Consider the following 18,466-nt stretch of genomic DNA (forward strand, 5'->3'; position numbering starts at 1 on the left):
AATGGTTCTTTATGGTTTAAAGGGAATTTTCGTTTGCTTCCGCTTCAGTGTCCATGCCGGTTTTCACTAAAGCCAATTCTTTAAGCTCTTCGGGAATACGAGAAAGGTATTCCGGATTTTTAGACAACCAGGATTTCTGCTCTGCCTTCCATTTTTCGTAGTCTTCTTCCGAATCTACTACCACGTTCATTTTCATGGCAAAGTGCCCGCGGCCACAAATCTGGTTACAGGCCAATTCGTAATTGAATTTCGGGTCGTTCAACTCCCTGCGCATCTCCTCCGTAGTTTTGGTGGCAGTGAAATGGAAACGGGTAGGCATTCCCGGCACTGCATCCATTTTCAAACGGAATTGAGGAATAAATACAGAGTGAATCACATCACGGGCGCGAATTTTAAATTCTACCGGGCGGTTCACCGGAATATGCAGCTCTCTTGGGATAAAATCATCAAAAGCGGTTTTGTCGCTGAAATCCATCCCAAACATATTATCAGCATCAATCAGGCGGTAATCATGCTTACCCAACTGACCATCAGCTCCTGGATATCTTACTTTCCAAGCAAACTGGTACCCTAAGATTTCAATCACCTCTGCATTTTCAGGTGCGGGACCCGTCACTTTGTGCCAGGTACTCAATCCTGAAATAATCAGTGCCGCTAAAACAATAGCAGGAACAATCGTCCATAGTGCCTCTAGCTTACCATTATCCGGATAATAGAAGGCGGGCTTCTTTTCGTTGTGTTGATACTTAAAGGAAAAGCCGAAAAGTAATACTTGTGTGATGATAAACACCACGCCTGTCACTCCCATTGTAATCCAAAACAAATTGTCTGTTAAGGCTCCGTGCTCGGAAGCAATTGGGATGGTGTACTCATCAAAGTGTACATAAGAATAGTAGCCGGAAATTGATAAAGTCACCAATAAGAAGACTACCATCAGGGCAGCATTCCATTTATTGGCCGGCGTAATCCGTTTTTTGTCGGTACCTTTGACGACGCCTACCAGCACAAAGATTCTATGTACCAGCACTATGGCCACCAAAACAAATAGCGCCCCGACTAAAATCACAAGGTTCTGCATTGGAAGTGGTTGTTAATTATTTAGGGTTATTAGTTCTTTAGTTTGTTTATTCAACCGCCTGTGTAGACCTGCGGTTGAATAGCGAAAACAATGACTTTTATCATTAATTACTGCGATATTAATTAGATCTTCATTCCAAAGCAAAAAAAACGGGCGAAATATATTCAATTCATAATCTGTAAGAATTAGCCCTGAAATGAGCATTATGATAGATTTGTTTGATGTTTTACAAATAAAAATCCAATCAGATCTTAACCCAATTAAGCTTACTCCCTTCTTTTCCTATCATTATTACAATAACCGTCTCCCGCCTCAAAACATGATGTGCGTCATTATTTCTACTTTATATACTATTCCTAACTCCTTGACGTTGTGTTGATTTCAAACAAAAAAAAGGCCTTCCCTAAGCGGAAAAGGCCTTATCAATTTTTCTTATAGGCGATAGAAATTAAAGCGCCAAATCTTCCTCAAATCCAAAGATCTCCTCCAGCTTCACTTCTTTCACTTTACCATATTTAGACAACACTTTAGGGTCAAGATTTTCCTTTTTACCAATGACGGCAATATTATATGTTTTGCCTTTAATCTTCTCTTCCTGAAATTTGATCACATCCTCCAGGGTCATGGTCTTCACTGCTTCGTATATCTCTTTACGCTGATCATAATCCAAGCCTTTGCGCAGGGCAGATTCATAAGCGCCCAACACTCCTGCCTTAATGATACGCTCCGATTCCAGACTCTTCAATACGGCGACCTTCGCAGCCTCAAAGTTCTTATCCACTTTAGGAGGATTATTGATCAGGTCTGTCATTCCTTCCATCGCATCCGACAATTTATCTGCCTGAGTACCGATATAGGCAAACATTAAATCACGTTTACCCTTTTCATCCCGCGCGGTGTAGGCGGACCAAACCGAGTAAGCCAATGCCTTGGATTCCCTCATAGTCGTAAATACAATGGAACTCATCCCTCCACCAAAGTATTCATTAAACAAGGTCACTGCTGCAGCTTGCTTAGGATCATAAATATCCAATGGGGCAATCATGATGACCTCGGACTGTCTCATATCATAATCCACCCAGAATACAGTCGGTTGATCTGCCGGCAGTACTTTAAATTCTTTTTCTTCTTCCAATGCCACCAAAGCCTCGGGAACCTGATGATACTGGTTCAGCACTTTGGTCAGGTCTTCTACTGAACGAGGGCCATAGTACTCCACTTTATGCTCCTTATCCAGCATATGATGGACTTTATCCACCAATACCGCAGGATCAAGCGCTTTCAATTGATTATTGGATAAATTATGACGCGTCGGGGAATCAGGGCCATAAGTCGCATATGCTCTCAAACCACCAAATAATAAGGCATTTTTATTCTTCTTCTGATTATCCCTTTGCTTCATTACGCCATCGACCATTTTTACCAGCGCCTCCTCATCTGCTTTTGCATTTTTCAAGAGCTTTTCAAATAGTTCCAATGCCGGCTCAAAGTTATCATCCAGACCACTCAGGCTTACATATACTTTGCGGTCTCCTGCATATACCGAATAATCACAGCCTAATTTGTAAAATTCCTTTTTCACTTCTTCCGCGGTCAAATCTTCGGTACCCAAATAAGAAAGATAATTCACCGCCTGGCTCATCATCGGATCATTATTACTTCCCCGATCAATCTGATAAGTTAAATTGAACAACTCATTCTCATCGTTTACTTTATACCATAAAGGAATATCCTGCTTGATAGCCGTAATCGTTAAATCTTTGGAAAAGTCTAAAAATACAGGCTGCAATGGGGCCGCCGGCGTCTCATTGATTCGGGTAAGAAATTCAGAGGCCTTTTCCCGGTTAAGTTCTACCTGAGTAATCTGTGGCTTTTCAACCTTCACCTTATTGGACTTCTCCCCTACTTCTTTATAAACTACCACATAATTGTCTTTGAAGTATTTGTTGGCAAAATCCATAACATCCTGCTTCGTATATGCCTTCATTTGTGTATTATCATCAATGAAGTCTGCCCATGGAATATCGTTGGTAAAGGCTGTTACGAACATCCCTGCACGGGCGGAATTACTTTCCTGCTGAGAAATACTCATTTTGCGGAAATCATTCACGATCGCCTCAATTAACCAATCCTCAAATTCTCCCTTTTTTATTTTCTCTACCTGAGCCAAAAGCAGATCTTTCACTTCCGCCAAAGTCTGACCTTCACGAGGCATACCACCCAATACCTGGGCGGAATAATCATTCCCGCTATTGATATAGGAGTAAGGGTTTAATACTTTTTGACTTTGCTTCAAGTTCAGGTCAATCAAGCCTGCCGATGAATTAGACAAAATCATATCGCATAATTTAGCCAAAACCCTTTCCTCCGACATCTGGCCAGGCAATTTAAAACCGATGGTCACATTGGCTGCTTCAGGACCGGTCACCGTTTTCTCCTGAACAGAAGTTAATGGAGCTGACTCCTGCATTTTATAAGGCTCCAATGGTTTTTGCTCCCACTTTCCGAAATATTGATCTATTTTCTTAATCGTGGCATCATAATTCAAATCACCACTTAAACAAATGGCCACATTATTCGGAATATAATATTTGGCAAAATACTCGCGGATCTTGGTGATGGAAGGATTCTTCAGGTGATCAATCGTTCCAATTACCGTTTGCGTACCATATTTATGATCAGGGAACATGGTAGAGGCCAAAGTCTCATATACCTGCCAACCATCATTATCCAAAGAGCGATTTTTTTCTTCATAAACTGCTTCCAACTCGGTATGGAACAAGCGATTCACGATCATGGAAAAACGCTCAGACTCCACATCCAGCCATTTATCCAATTCATTCGTAGGGATGTCATTGACATATACCGTTCGGTCTTCTGTGGTATAAGCATTGGTTCCGGAAGCGCCTAAAGCCCCTAACATTTTATCATATTCGTTGGCAATCGCATATTTGGAAGCCTCCAGAGAAACCTCATCAATCTTCGCATAATAAGCTTTCCGTGCCGCCTCATCTTCCAGCGTGCGGTAATGCTCGAACATCGCTTCAATACTGTCCAACAATACCTTCTCCTTAGCCCAGTCAGCGGTTCCAAATTTAGAAGTACCCTTGAACATCATATGCTCCAGATAATGCGCCAGGCCGGTGGCATCTGCCGGATCATATTTCCCTCCTGCTTTCACGGCGATATAAGTCTGAATTCTGGGCTTTGCCTGATATTGCGAAAGGTATACTTTCAGTCCGTTATCCAGGGTATAGATTCGGGCTTTCAAGGGATCATCCACGACATATTCATAAGTATAACCATTGGAATCAGTAGCACTTACTGTGGTAAAGGCAGCTTGTTCCTGATCGGCAGGCTTCGCGCAACTCATTACCACAACTGCCAATAACCCAAGCAAAAGGTTGATGTAGTTTTTCATAATTTACATTCTGTAGTTAAGAATCATTTGTAGTTTCAATTGGTATAATAACACTATTTCTTAAAAAATCATAACAATATAACTAATAGCATATCAATGGCTAAGAAGACCAAATCACCCCCACAACAATTGAATAATTCACAGTAAACGAATAATCCCAAAACAAGACCACTTATACCAAAAAGTCTCCGTTCGTAAACGACAAGCATTATTTCAAAGCCCATTCAAAGGACTGAGCTAAAAAATAAAAGCCTGAAAACACCGGCCTTCTCCAAAACGAATTCCCTCAAGACAGAAAAAGCCCCGAACCAAATAGTCCGGGGCTTTCGAGTATGATGCTTCTTATTAATTAAATGTGATGATGCTTCGCTTCTTCCATCATCGGGTGATTCAAGGCTACTAATGGCGACTTCGCCAGGTTCGTCAGGAAGACCCAGATAAAGGCTACGCCGAAGATCAGGAAGAATCCAAGGTCGATGAAGGTCAAACCACCGTTACCTTTCAGGATACCTGGCGCTACCATCAGGTAGAAATCAATCCAGTGTCCGAAGATTACGGCAGGACAGGCAATCTTCAAGAAGATACCATGACGCTTGGAATCGCGCGTCATTAAAAATAAGAATGGAAAGATAAAGTTGATCAAGATGTTGATGAAGAACAATGCTTTATATGGTCCCGTCTGTAGACGCTCTACGAAGTAGATGGTCTCCTCAGGAATGTTCGCATAATAAATCAACAAGAACTGCGAGAACCACAAGTAAGTCCAGAATACAGAGAAAGCGAAAACGTACTTACCCAAATCGTGGATGTGGTTCGCATTTACTTCTTTCAAATATCCATTCTCTTTCAACAAGACCACGGTCATACAGATGAATGCCAAACCGGTTACCCACCAGGAAGCAATCACATACCAACCGTAAAGAGTAGAGAACCAGTGTGGGTCAATGGACATCAACCAGTCCCAAGATGCAGTAACACCAGTTACCGCAAAAAGAATGATATAGATGGCAGACAATTTACGGCCCCTGAACCAGTATTGATCTCCTCCATTTTCATCTTCCGCCAATGCGTTTTTCTTCAATTGGAAGAACATTACCGTCCACAAAGCCACATAGGCCACCATACGACCAATAAAGAATGGTACATTCAAGAATGATCTTTTTCCATCCAAAATGGCGTCATAGGTCGGCGTACCCTTCTCATAAAGGTAATCGTGCGTCCAATGGAAAAGGTCGTGATTGAATACGGTAAATAATACAATGATAATTCCACCACCAATTGGCAACCAGTTACCCATGGCCAATGGAATACGTTGTACAGGAGCAGACCAACCGGCCTGCGCTGCATATTGTACCGCAAAGAAAAGAATACCGGCAGCAGCAATTCCTAAAAAGAATACACCGTTATGCCAAAGGCTGGTCCAAACGCGCTTGGTCCAGGAAAATTCTTCATGATGTCCGCCAGTGGCATGCGCATCTCCGTGTGCAGCCTCCGCATGGGCATCATGTCCAGCTGCATGCTCTACTTTGGGAGCATGGTCGTCATGAGCCGCCTCGTGGTGGCCTCCGCCCATAACGCCGGAAGCCACACCTATGATCAAACAAACCAAACCAGCAATGGCGGCCATGATCAGGGGCTTCTTAACTGCAGCGCTAAAGTCAAATGTTTCAGTCATGATGTTAGCTATTTCTTACGTGGGACCCGAAAGCCCCACGATAGGTTCAAAAAATTATTGATTTTGCAGTTGTTGTACGTAAGCGACAATCTCCCAACGTTCCTTTTGGTTCAATTGAGATCCGTGCGCGCCCATACGTCCTTTTCCATGAGTAATCACATGGAAGATATGTCCTTCAGACACCTCCGCCACACGACCTTTAGAGTAAGATGGTACCCCTTTGAATACCACTCCTACTTTTCCGTCTCCCTGTCCGGTATCACCATGACACTGGATACAGAATTTCTCATACAAGGCCTTTCCATTGGCTACGACTGCTTCCGTTTTTTCAAATGGGCTTTTTACGACCTCCGCAGCATAAGCCAAGCTATCAGCCGGCAAGCGGTAAGGTAAAAATCCATTTTCATCACGTTTTACAGTTCCTGCTACAGGCTCACGCATGTTCATCTCATGCGGGTTGTTCACATTGGAGTTAAAAAACTCCCCTAAACCGTCTTCACGGTTTGACAACCACGAACCTGCTTCCTTATCAGTAATCTGCTTTAGTGGCTCATAAGCTACGGAGTGATACATGTTAGGCGCATACTCCACCCCTTGGTTTTCGCCACCGGCTTTAGTACAACCGAACAATGCGGTTGCTGCCAAAGCACCTACGAATAATGTATTCCAATTAAACCGCATATTCTTCTTGTTCTTTTTCGTTAGTTAAACCGGAGTTCGGATTGTTCACTTCAGAAGCTCCTGCATCTCTAATGATAGCACGAAGGGTTTCTTCATCGAACTTATTTTTATCCAAATCCACAATCATCACGTGCTTGTCATCCGTCTGGCGAACATCATAAACCTCCGGCGTAGCGTAAGGCTTCAAGCCCACCATCACGAAGAAAGTTCCGACCATACCAAAGGCCGACAATAGCACGGTTAATTCGAAAGTTACCGGAATGAAATCAGGTACCGCAATAAAGTCCTTACCACCGATAATCATTGGCCAGTCGATACCCATCATATAGGTCATCATCAAAAGGGCCAGCATCGTTCCGCACATTCCAAAAAGGAAAGCCGCCACTGGTAATTTCGAACGCTTATAACCAAGAGCATGCTCTAAACCATGCACCGGAAATGGGGTAAATACCTCGTAGATATTTGCTCCCGCATCACGTACTTTCTTTACTCCTGAAAGTAGTACGTCCTCATCATCAAAGATGCCGATCAGATAATTATTAGGCTTACTCATGATTATTTCTTATCAGCGATTTCACCAGAAGAAGATTTCAATACAGACTTCACCTCTGCCATGTTCACTACCGGGAAAAACTTCGCAAAAGCAAAGAACAAGGTAAAGAACAATCCGAAAGTGAAGAGGTAAAAGCCAACATCCGCCCAGGTTGGGTAGAACATGGCCCAGGAAGAAGGCAGGAAGTCACGGTGTAGAGAGGTTACGATAATTACGAAACGCTCGAACCACATCCCGATATTCACAATAATGGACAAGATGAAGGTAGCTACCAAAGAGCGACGGATCTTCTTGAACCAGAATAACTGTGGAGAGATCACGTTACAGGTCATCATTGACCAGTATGCCCACCAATAAGGACCGAAGGCACGGTTGATAAAAGCATACTGCTCTGCCTCAACCCCGGAATACCAAGCCACGAAGAACTCCGTGATATACGCACAACCTACAATAGAGCCGGTTGTGATGATCACATAGTTCATGTATTCGATGTGTGTCATGGTGATATAGTCCTCCAATTTGTAAACCTTACGGGTAACCAACATCAAAGTCAATACCATGGCAAAACCAGAGAAGATCGCTCCTGCCACGAAGTAGGGCGGGAAGATGGTGGTGTGCCAACCCGGGATTACAGAGGTCGCAAAGTCAAAGGATACAATGGTGTGTACCGACAATACCAATGGCGTTGCTAAACCTGCCAAAATCAAGGATACCGCCTCATAGTGCATCCAGGCTTTTGCGGAACCGCTCCAGCCCATGGATAATGCGCCATAAACGGCTTTAGAAATAGGATTCTTAGCACGGTCACGGATGGTTCCAAAGTCAGGAATCAAACCGATGTACCAGAATACCAATGATACAGAGAAATAGGTGGAGATCGCGAATACGTCCCACAATAGCGGAGAGTTGAAGTTTACCCACAACGATCCGAAAGTGTTCGGTAATGGCAATGCCCAGATGAAACCAATCCATACACGTCCCATGTGTACTAATGGGAACATGGCCGCACAAATTACGGCAAAGATGGTCATCGCCTCGGCGGCCCGGTTAATGGAGGTTCTCCACTTTTGACGGAACAACAACAGTACGGCGGAAATCAAAGTACCGGCGTGACCGATACCCACCCACCATACGAAGTTGGTGATATCCCACGCCCAACCGACGGTTTTGTTCAGTCCCCACATACCGATACCGTCCCAAAGGGTACGCCATACGGCATATGCTCCGACTAGCAATAGCGCTATGGAGGCAGTGATGGCCAACATCCATATTTTTGTTGGCGCCTGCTCCACGCGCGAGCAAACATCCTCAGTTACATCGTGGATGGTCTTCCCACCGGTAACTAAAGGCTCACGAACAGGTGATGTTACTTGCATATCTTCAGAATATTTTAAGCCTTAACTTCTTTACTATTTTTGTTACGGATCTTGGTCATGTAGTAAACGTTTGGCAAGACGTTGATCTCCTCAAGCACTGCATAAGCACGCTCTTCACCAACCTCTACCGTTTCTACTTTATCCGTACGATCTTTCTTCAGTTTCAACATTTGAGAGATCTGAGACTTTGGATCATTGATATCACCAAATACGATCGCTCCGGTAGAACAGGAAGCCGCACATGCGGTAGTCACCTCTCCATCTTCCAATGGACGACCTTCGCGTTTTGCTTCTAGTTTACCTCCCTGAATACGCTGTACACAGAAAGAACATTTCTCCATTACACCACGTGAACGAACAGTAACATCCGGGTTCAATACCATTTTACCCAAGTCGTTATTCATTGACAAGTTCTTATCGAACTGTGTGTTGTCATGGTACTTGAACCAGTTGAATCGACGAACTTTGTAAGGACAGTTGTTCGCACAGTAACGAGTACCGATACAACGGTTATAAGTCATTTGGTTCAAACCTTCTGAAGAGTGGGTAGTCGCGGCAACCGGACATACCGTCTCACAAGGTGCATTATTACAATGCTGACACATCATCGGCTGGAAAGTCACCTCCGGATTATCGGATGCTTCTTCCAAACCTGAAAGATCATCTGCATCGGCATCAGAAGAATAATAACGGTCGATACGCAACCAGTGCATTTCACGACGCATCAATACCTCTTCCTTACCTACTACAGGAACGTTATTTTCTACATTACAAGAAACCACACAAGTACCACAACCATTACATGCATTCATGTCGATGGCCATCATCCAGTGGTGATTCTCATATTTATGTCCATTCCACAAGGTCACTGCCTTAGGCTTCACTTTGCCCTCTGCAGTCACAATCTCCGGCTGTACACGACCTGCCGATGGATTCTTCTGGTACTCCCCTAGGGTCGTTTCCTGAATCACATTGTGGCGGCCCATATAAGTTTGGTGCGTCTGCGTTTGCGCAATACGGTATTTACCTCTTCCCGCCTTGATGGAAACCCCACCCGCATAGAAGTTCGAGTAGTCACCTACCATCGCTACCAATGGGTTAGCATCCACACCTACGCCATCCGCTACGCGGCCGGCTGCGGTGCGTCCGTATCCCAAAGCCAAACCAACAGACCCTTTCGCCTGTCCTGGCTGTACCATCACCGGCACCTCCATGGTTTGATTACCGATGGTCAACTCTACCATTTGAGAATCTCCTTCAAACATCTCAATGCCCAATTCCTTGGCCATGGATTGAGATACCGTCAGGTAGTTGTCCCAAGTCGCTTTGGTTACTGCATCAGGAAGTTCTTGCAACCATGGGTTGTTGGCCTGAACACCAGTACCGATACCAAATTTGGTATAAAGCGATAACTCTACATCCGCTGACTTGTAGTTCTTCGCAATACGCGCTGCACATACGTCAGGCTTACCTACGAATTCCACAGCAGTGGCTACATTTTTACCTTTAGCAGGCTCAAATACACCATCATGCAAGCATTGATCCCAGAACATGCCGAAATCAATGAATTTCGACTGCTGCTCAAACTGATCGGCTTTCCAGGAATTCTGAAGGAAGGTATAATAATCTGTTTTGTTCTCTGTCCACACCAAGAAAGATTCCGGCATCTGACGAGTAGCGAACAAAGGAGAAATCGTTGGCTGTGCCAAAGCAAAGTGACCGGTAGTAGGTTCCGCATCATTCCACTGCTCTAAGAAGTGGTGATCAGGAGCTACATAAGTCACTGCATCTGTAGTCTCATCCTTACGATCAGAAGTAGCGACGGTCAATTTCGCCTTCTTCAATCCAGCCTTGATCGCTGTTCCGTGAGGATTGTCATATACCGGGTTACAGTTCAAGAAGAATACCCCGGCGTAGGCACCACTATTCAAACCTTTCACAAAACCATTAAAGGCCTTCTCATCACCCTGACGCGTCAGCACAGACTGGTTAAGGTTGATAGTTGTGGTGTAGTTCCCCAACATGTCGTTAATGGCGTTTACCATTACCTGAACATATGGATCATTCACTCCTGCTACTACCAAAGACTTCCCTTTTGCATTCCAAAGGTCTTTGGCCATGGAATCAAAATAAGAAACTTTAACTGCCGGTGCGTTCACGGAAGGACGACCTGCCTTCTTGGCAATGGCATTGTAAAGGTTAGCTATGGCTGCAGGAATTTGAGAGGGCTTCAATGCCGCACGGTAATCCGCATTGGCACCCGTCATGCTCAGGTTAGCCTCTACCTGATAGTGGCGAGACATGGTTGGGTTTTCTTTCGTCACCTTACGCGTCTCTGCATATTGTGTAGCATTCGCGATAGGGTTCACCCAGTTATTCAAGAAATCAGCATCGAAGCTGACAATTACATCTGCTTTGGAGAAGTCATAAGTAGGAACAACTTTAGTTCCGAAGGCCCATTCATTAGCTTGCGCAATGGCTGAAACAGAAACAGGATCGTAAACAAAGGTCTCTACATTTCCATATTTCTCAGCGAAAGCCGCCAATGCTTTATTCGTAGAAGGAGAAATCAAAGAGTGAGACACCAAAGCGATTTTACCGCCTTGAGCAGAAATCTCCTTCAATTTCGACATCACCTCTTTATCCAAGGTTGCCCAGTCTGTATTTTGACCACCTTTCTGAGGAGCAGTGAAACGCTGCTTATCATAAAGGCTCAATACAGAAGTTTCTACCTGAGCAGAAACACCACCTTGAGAGAAAGAAGATAGCTTATTACCTTCTAATTTGATAGGACGCCCCTCTCTTGTTTTTACTACTACAGAAGCAAAATCACCTCCTAGTAAAAAAGAAGAAGCATAATAGTTGGCTTTACCCGGATCTACATCAACAGGCTTATTCAAATAAGGGATCGCTTTTCTTACCGGTGCCTCACAAGCGGCCAATGCTGCTGCGGTCACGGAGAATCCCATCATTTTCAAGAAATCACGGCGAGAAGGCCCTTCGTTATCACCTGCACGTTTGGATTCGTTAATCGGAAGATATTCCGCGAATTCTTTGTCTGCATGCTTCACGAATTCAGGATCATTCTTCAGCTCCTCGATTCCTTTCCAATATCTTTTGTTCGTTTTTTCCATTGTAAAAATAGTAGTTAGTAGTGACATCAATCTGAGGAAAAGAGGTGGCACCTGAGCACCACCGGTCAACTCAATGATTGATACTTCCTACTAGTAATGACATTTAGAACATTCTAATCCACCAATATCTTCAACGCGCATAGGCTCTTTACTATGCTCTGCGTGAAGCTCCACAAGCTTGTCGTAGTACGCATTACCCTTGCTGTTTACTTCTGTCGTTCTGTGACAATCGATACACCAGCCCATGGTCAATGGCGCTTCCTGACGAACCACCTCCATCGTTTCTACCTCACCGTGACATTGCTGACATTCCAAGCCACCAACTTTCACGTGTTGAGAGTGATTGAAGTAAGCCAAATCAGGTAAGTTGTGAACACGTACCCACTCGATTGGCTGATTATTTTCAACTGCCGCGTAGATCTTCGCAATCTCGTCTGAATCTGTTTTAATTGCGGAGTGGCAATTCATACAGATATTGGCAGATGGGATATTGGCATTTTTGGATTTCTCCACACCGGTGTGGCAGTAGTTACAGTCAATGTCATACTGACCAGCGTGAATTTCATGAGAAAAGGCGATGGGTTGCACAGGAGCATAGCCCTGCTGAACACCTACATGAAATAAAGAATCGATCACGGTTTTGGTAATGACCGCAACGAAAAGGATGGTCATGATGGCGATCATCGGCTTAGACTTGAACAAAGCAGCCAAACTAAAGCGTGCAGAAATGATCTCCTGATCTTCCACATCCAAATCTGACTTTTGCTCCAGGTATTTGGTCAATACCCGAACGATCATGGCCAATACGATCAGAATCAACACCAGGATCACCAGGTTGATCACCAAAGCATACATGACGAAATCAGAAACACCCTCTGAGGCACCTGCCTGGGTGGCGGATGCACCATCTGCAGCTGGTTCTTCTGCAGCGGCTACAGGCGTTTTTCCTGACTCCACTTTAATGTAAGCGAGAATGGAATTGATTTCCTCATTGGAGAAATCAAAAGAGGTCATCTCCGTTTTATTGTACTCTTCATAAAGCTTGACGGCGTATTCATCACCGCTTTGGATTACTTTCTGAGAGTTACGAATAAAAGATTGGATCCAGTCCAACGGTCGTCGCTCATGCACATCTTTCAGTGCCGGCCCCACAACCACCTCATGCACCGCGTGGCAAACGGTACAGTTGTCCTCAAACAAGGACTGACCTGCTGAGATGGTGGCCTCGTCCGTAGGAATACCGTCCCCACCGGAAGCGTCTTGCGCAATGGAGGAAGCCATCAGGCTTACCATCAGCATTAGCGTGAGCGCTAAACGAGAAAAAAAAGTTTTAAACAACATCATAGCGATTAATAAGAAGCATTGAGTTTTATGGTCGGAGTCAAAAAAACCCCGGTTAGTCAAATCTAACACGACCTTAATTCATTTCATAATAGGCTATTTTTATGGCCTTTTTGTCTATTTACTGACTGGGATCATAAATCACCCCCATAAAGTTGTATAACAGCCTTTTACAAGCTAATTAAGCGATCAAATTGAAGTTATTTAAAATGATTATAAATTATCATTTCTTAGTCCAGTCCTGTTAAGAACTATGATAAATATCACCTAACAAACTTAACTGATCTAGCTTTTAAAGATATTAAATTAGAATATCACAACACAAACTTTAATATGACCAAATAACGCAATATGAACAATATCATATCTCTGAATGGAGGAGAAAGCACCAAACTAATCTGTTTTTATACTGACTCTAATCCTCAAGCCCGTGTAGTAGCCAAAAACATGAGCTACATCAACCTCATTCACCCCACTGAGACTTAGCTGATTGGACTTGCAGCTATAACAAATTGTAGAGATCTATCGGTTCGGGGGGAGCATCAATCTAGCGCCCAATCATAGTTAAAGGAGATAAACAAACCCTATATTGACCGTCCAAAAATCTATAAAAAAACAACTGTTTTTTTGTTATAAATCACAAACAACTTCCTGCTTTGGCTAATATGTTCCCAATTTTTATTTAAATTCGATTGGCCTAGCTAAAATAATGACTGTTTTCCATGCTAAGGCAGAAATATATTTTGCCTAACCTTAAATAAGATGGAACACCACGGATAATGGCATCTAATTAAAAAATAATTTTTTTGATGGCTAAAATCCCGCCTAAGTTTCAGCACAGGCTGCACACAAAAGAACTTTAACACCTAAAAACCCCGTTATACTATGATTTTTGATTTGGAGATGATCAAGGGACTTTACGCTAAATTTCCAGAGCGTATTGAGGCGGCTAAAAAAGTAGTCGGCAAACCACTTACCCTTGCTGAAAAAATCCTTTACGCACACCTTTGGGACGGAAATGCAACTTCCTCTTATGAAAGAGGCGCTTCATATGTAGACTTTGCTCCGGATCGCATTGCTTGCCAGGATGCCACTGCACAAATGGCCCTTTTACAATTCATGCAAGCCGGAAAAAACAAAGTAGCGGTTCCCACTACCGTTCACTGTGATCACCTTATCCAGGCCAAAGTAGGCGCAGCAACTGATTTGGCTGCTGCGAAATCACAAAGCTCAGAGGTATTCGACTTTTTAGAGTCGGTATCAAACAAGTATGGCATTGGTTTTTGGAAACCAGGAGCAGGTATTATTCACCAGGTAGTGCTAGAGAATTACGCCTTCCCGGGTGGGATGATGATTGGAACCGACTCTCACACGGTGAATGCCGGTGGATTAGGTATGGTTGCTATTGGGGTTGGTGGCGCTGATGCGGTGGATGTAATGGCCGGAATGCCCTGGGAATTAAAATTCCCAAAATTAATCGGGGTTAAACTTACCGGAAAATTAAACGGCTGGACTGCTCCAAAAGACATTATATTAAAGGTAGCCGGAATTCTTACGGTAAAAGGTGGAACCGGTTGTATTGTAGAATATTTCGGCGAAGGCGCCAAATCACTATCCGCTACCGGAAAAGGCACCATCTGTAATATGGGGGCAGAGATTGGAGCGACGACCTCCACCTTTGGTTATGACGAATCCATGGAACGCTATTTACGCGCCACCGGAAGAGCCGAAGTTGCTGAGGCAGCTAATGACATTAAAGAATACCTGACTGCGGATGAAGAGGTTTACGCCAATCCGGAGCAATATTTTGATCAGGTTATTGAAATCGACCTGGATAAACTGGAACCACATTTAAACGGGCCCTTTACGCCAGACCGCGCTACTCCTATCTCTGAAATGGGGGCTGCCGCAGAAGCCAATAGCTGGCCGCTTGATGTGGAATGGGGACTAATCGGTTCCTGTACCAACTCTTCTTATGAGGATTTATCCAGAGCCTCCTCTATTGCCAAACAGGCGGTAGACAAAGGTTTGGTTACTAAAGCGGAATTTGGGATCAACCCGGGCTCTGAGCAGGTACGCTATACCGCTGAGCGTGATGGCTTGTTAAAAATCTTCGAAGATTTGGATGCTAAGATTTTCACCAATGCCTGTGGACCTTGTATTGGACAGTGGGCTCGTGCCGGAGCAGATAAAGAAGAAAAGAATTCTATCATTCACTCCTTCAACCGTAACTTCTCTAAGCGTGCTGATGGTAATCCGAATACGCATGCCTTCGTAGCGTCCCCAGAAATGGTAGCCGCCATTGCGATTTCCGGTCGATTGGATTTCAACCCTATCACGGATACTTTAGTGAATAATAAAGGAGAGGAAGTAAAACTTGACGCACCGGTTGGGGATGAACTTCCTGCAAAAGGCTTCGATGTGGAAGACAACGGATACCAGGCTCCTGCTGAAGATGGTTCGGATGTAGACGTGGTGGTTGCCGAAGACTCCAAACGCCTTCAACTACTGACTCCTTTTACTCCTTACGATGGCAAGGAGATTGAAGGCATGAAATTATTGATCAAGGCCAAGGGCAAATGTACCACTGACCACATCTCAATGGCAGGACCATGGTTGCGTTACCGCGGCCATCTGGACAATATTTCAGACAATTGCCTGATTGGTGCGGTGAATGCTTTCAACGACCAAACCAATGAGGTTAAAAACCAACTAACCGGAGAATATGGTGCTGTTCCGGCTACGCAGCGAGCCTACAAAGCAGCGGGCATTCCTTCTATTGTAGTGGGTGATGAAAACTATGGGGAAGGATCCTCTCGTGAGCATGCGGCTATGGAGCCTCGCCACCTGGGTGTTCGCATTGTTTTGGTGAAGTCTTTTGCCCGAATTCACGAAACCAATCTCAAAAAGCAGGGAATGCTGGGATTGACCTTTGACAATCCGGCAGATTACGATAAAATTCAAGAGAATGACACTTTTGACACTATCGACCTGACCGCTTTCGCTCCCGGAAAACCTTTAACACTGAAGGTCACTCACGAAGACGGCTCCATCGATGAAATCGTATGTAACCATACTTATAATGAGAATCAAATTGAATGGTTTAAAGCAGGATCGGCTCTTAATCTGATTAAGACTCAGAATGGCTAAACCCTTCATAAATAACGCATAACATTGGCGCAATTGGCTATACCAATTGCGCCTTTTTTGTATTTACCCGCCTCTAAAAATGCAAAAAAACAACTTTTATTACATGAGAATATTGCAAATTAAACTTGATTTATCAACTAAATAAGCGATCGAATTCTACTCAGCAATACCTAATAAATATAAAAAACGCAAGTTACAGCCAATAACAGCACACCTATAAGCGTACTTGAACAAGAAAAATACAATCCATTAATTGACAATACATTACAGAGGTAATGTTTTGTGAAAAAGTAGACGATATAGTACTATTTCAAAAGTTCCCTATATTAGAAATACGACATCAACACTATTTATTTAAGATGAAATATTTTTATTTACTGGGATTAATTACCTTTTTTATAAATCCAGTACTACATGCCCAAAAATTTAATGTAAGTGATGTTTACGAGGTAAAGGAATTGTATACCATCCAAAAATATCGCAACAACCCGCCTTTTGGCTACGAGGAAAGTATTCTTTGCCCGGATAGCTTAAAATTTATAGCCGTCTTTGGGCACTTTGAAACCAAAGCTAGTATTAAACCAACCGCTATTCGCCTCATTACTGAACAAGGCGAAGCTACGCCGGTGGGCTGGTGTAACGATAAAGGAGATGCTGAATTAAGCCATTGGGGCATGAAAAAGAACCTCATAAAGGGCCAAAATCCCGTGTTCACTATTAGCTCAAATGATAAAGCGATCAAAATCCAGTTTAATGATCAAAGCTATGACCTGCCTGCTGCCAAGACGCAAATTAAGCGGGAATCAGCAACCTTAGACCTTCTGGTAAAAGGCGTATCCACTCAGGAATCTTTGGAAAATGGATATGCCCTTATTCCGGCTGGGGTCAAAAGCGGAAAAGGAATGGGCGTATTCAAAAAACGTTATAGCCCCCAAAGAGGAAAAATCATTTGCCTGGATCTCAATATCAAAACTGTTCCCGAAGGAGCAAACCTCAAAGAATTTGCTGTTTTCAGCGATAGTGCCCACCAAAGCTTTGCCTTAGCCAGTGAAACCTGGGGGCGTATTTCCGACTTCGGAGGGGTGATTGCCGGTGACATTAAATTGTACTTTATCGTAGGGGAAGATTTCACTAATGGCGCCCTACACTATCGGGGTGACAAGGTGGTTGATTTTCTTTTGAACAATATTTAGATTTTCATCCCCAAAATCACAACTCTCACCGTATACAGCCTAAAAACAATAAAATCACTAAGTGTAAGATTATAAAAACTCCTTGATTACACTCCCAAAAGCATCTTAGAATTGATCTAAGATGCTTTTTTATATCAATAAAATTTTCACCGACAAATCTCCTATCAAAAGCCAAAAATTTCCGTTATTATAAATATAGAGACAATTGATTTGCTTACCTTCAAAAAGAGTGTAAGATGGAAATAGAATTTACCCACCATTTAGGCAATTTTATTATGGTCTTATTTTTAGGCCTTCCCGCCTTTGCCCTGGGCGCACTGGGACAGGCACTTTTCCTACATCATTTTGCTCCTGGCACACGCATTCTCCAAATTCTTTCCATTATTTTCAGTAGTCGAATTATTGCGCTACTGTTCACTTTCCTTTTATACAGTCTTCTTTTTAGCCAATTGGAAATGTTAATCGGCAAAGTGCTCATTCCCGCTTTGCTCGCTGAAATCCTGGTATCACCAGCTCTCTTATTATTGAAGGGATATGATATCGGAAAGTTATTTTCAAATAACCATCATTAACCCAAATTATTCACCGCCAAACACACTAAATAAGATTAAGTAATTCACGGTCAAACAAATACAAGTCATCGTATTGGGTTTAAAATAGCCCAAATTCGGGCAAACTTGCTTTCTCCTCATTCATCTGTTTCCTTGGAACTTTCTCCTCATTCATCTGTTTCCTTGGAAAAAACTCGAAATAGGAAAAATCCCTTCATTTTTCCCGCCTTACAGCTAAACGAGGATTTAAGCATAATAATCCGGCTTATTTTTTTTCAACCCCATTAAACCCTGAATAGCTTTTGTGATCTAA

The 18,466-nt window shown here is 43.3% G+C and carries 12 protein-coding genes; 4 read left to right on the forward strand and 8 right to left on the reverse strand.

Features of this window, described 5'->3' with window-relative positions; all coding sequences use genetic code 11:
- Positions 1-16: 16 nt before the first annotated feature.
- The 8 genes from AAA970_RS11175 to AAA970_RS11210 form a co-directional block, all read right to left on the reverse strand.
- On the reverse strand, positions 17-1,078 hold the full coding sequence (locus tag AAA970_RS11175) for a cytochrome c oxidase subunit II (protein ID WP_053405682.1): 1,062 nt from the start codon (positions 1,076-1,078) through the stop codon (positions 17-19).
- 448 nt (positions 1,079-1,526) lie between these two features.
- A complete protein-coding gene (locus AAA970_RS11180) occupies positions 1,527-4,499 on the reverse strand; it encodes a M16 family metallopeptidase (protein WP_338237172.1) in 2,973 nt (990 codons plus the stop codon).
- A gap of 349 nt (positions 4,500-4,848) precedes the next feature.
- Positions 4,849-6,174, reverse strand: a complete 1,326-nt coding sequence (locus AAA970_RS11185) for a quinol:cytochrome C oxidoreductase (protein ID WP_338237173.1) — start codon at positions 6,172-6,174, stop codon at positions 4,849-4,851.
- 54 nt (positions 6,175-6,228) lie between these two features.
- Positions 6,229-6,855 carry a c-type cytochrome gene (locus AAA970_RS11190; protein ID WP_053405686.1) on the reverse strand — a complete coding sequence of 209 codons (627 nt, stop codon included), beginning with the start codon at positions 6,853-6,855 and terminating at the stop codon, positions 6,229-6,231.
- Positions 6,845-7,408 (reverse strand): DUF3341 domain-containing protein, encoded by a 564-nt coding sequence (locus AAA970_RS11195; protein ID WP_053405687.1) that lies wholly within the window; start codon positions 7,406-7,408, stop codon positions 6,845-6,847. The genes AAA970_RS11190 and AAA970_RS11195 overlap by 11 nt, the downstream gene beginning before the upstream one ends.
- A 2-nt stretch (positions 7,409-7,410) precedes the next feature.
- The gene (gene nrfD, locus AAA970_RS11200; RefSeq protein WP_338237174.1) at positions 7,411-8,784 is read right to left on the reverse strand and encodes an NrfD/PsrC family molybdoenzyme membrane anchor subunit; all 1,374 of its coding nucleotides are present in this window, start codon (positions 8,782-8,784) and stop codon (positions 7,411-7,413) included.
- Positions 8,785-8,798: 14 nt separating this feature from the next.
- On the reverse strand, positions 8,799-11,918 hold the full coding sequence (locus AAA970_RS11205) for a TAT-variant-translocated molybdopterin oxidoreductase (RefSeq protein WP_338237175.1): 3,120 nt from the start codon (positions 11,916-11,918) through the stop codon (positions 8,799-8,801).
- Between the two features lie 90 nt (positions 11,919-12,008).
- Positions 12,009-13,259 carry a cytochrome c3 family protein gene (locus AAA970_RS11210; protein ID WP_420916727.1) on the reverse strand — a complete coding sequence of 417 codons (1,251 nt, stop codon included), beginning with the start codon at positions 13,257-13,259 and terminating at the stop codon, positions 12,009-12,011.
- Positions 13,260-13,610: 351 nt separating this feature from the next.
- Here AAA970_RS11210 and AAA970_RS11215 point away from each other — a divergent pair, with 351 nt between their 5' ends.
- The 4 genes from AAA970_RS11215 to AAA970_RS11230 all read left to right on the forward strand — a co-directional run bounded on the left by AAA970_RS11215 (position 13,611) and on the right by AAA970_RS11230 (position 18,174).
- Complete coding sequence (locus tag AAA970_RS11215; protein WP_338237177.1) at positions 13,611-13,745, forward strand: hypothetical protein; 135 nt, start codon at positions 13,611-13,613, stop codon at positions 13,743-13,745.
- Positions 13,746-14,144: 399 nt separating this feature from the next.
- The gene (locus AAA970_RS11220; RefSeq protein WP_338237178.1) at positions 14,145-16,409 is read left to right on the forward strand and encodes an aconitate hydratase; all 2,265 of its coding nucleotides are present in this window, start codon (positions 14,145-14,147) and stop codon (positions 16,407-16,409) included.
- A 359-nt stretch (positions 16,410-16,768) separates the two neighbouring features.
- Positions 16,769-17,602: a hypothetical protein gene (locus AAA970_RS11225; RefSeq protein WP_338237179.1), complete on the forward strand. Its 834-nt coding sequence runs from the start codon at positions 16,769-16,771 to the stop codon at positions 17,600-17,602.
- Positions 17,603-17,838: 236 nt separating this feature from the next.
- Positions 17,839-18,174: a hypothetical protein gene (locus AAA970_RS11230; protein ID WP_053405692.1), complete on the forward strand. Its 336-nt coding sequence runs from the start codon at positions 17,839-17,841 to the stop codon at positions 18,172-18,174.
- Positions 18,175-18,466: the final 292 nt, after the last annotated feature.

Source organism: Persicobacter diffluens, from assembly GCF_036244895.1.
Classification (GTDB): domain Bacteria; phylum Bacteroidota; class Bacteroidia; order Cytophagales; family Cyclobacteriaceae; genus Persicobacter; species Persicobacter diffluens.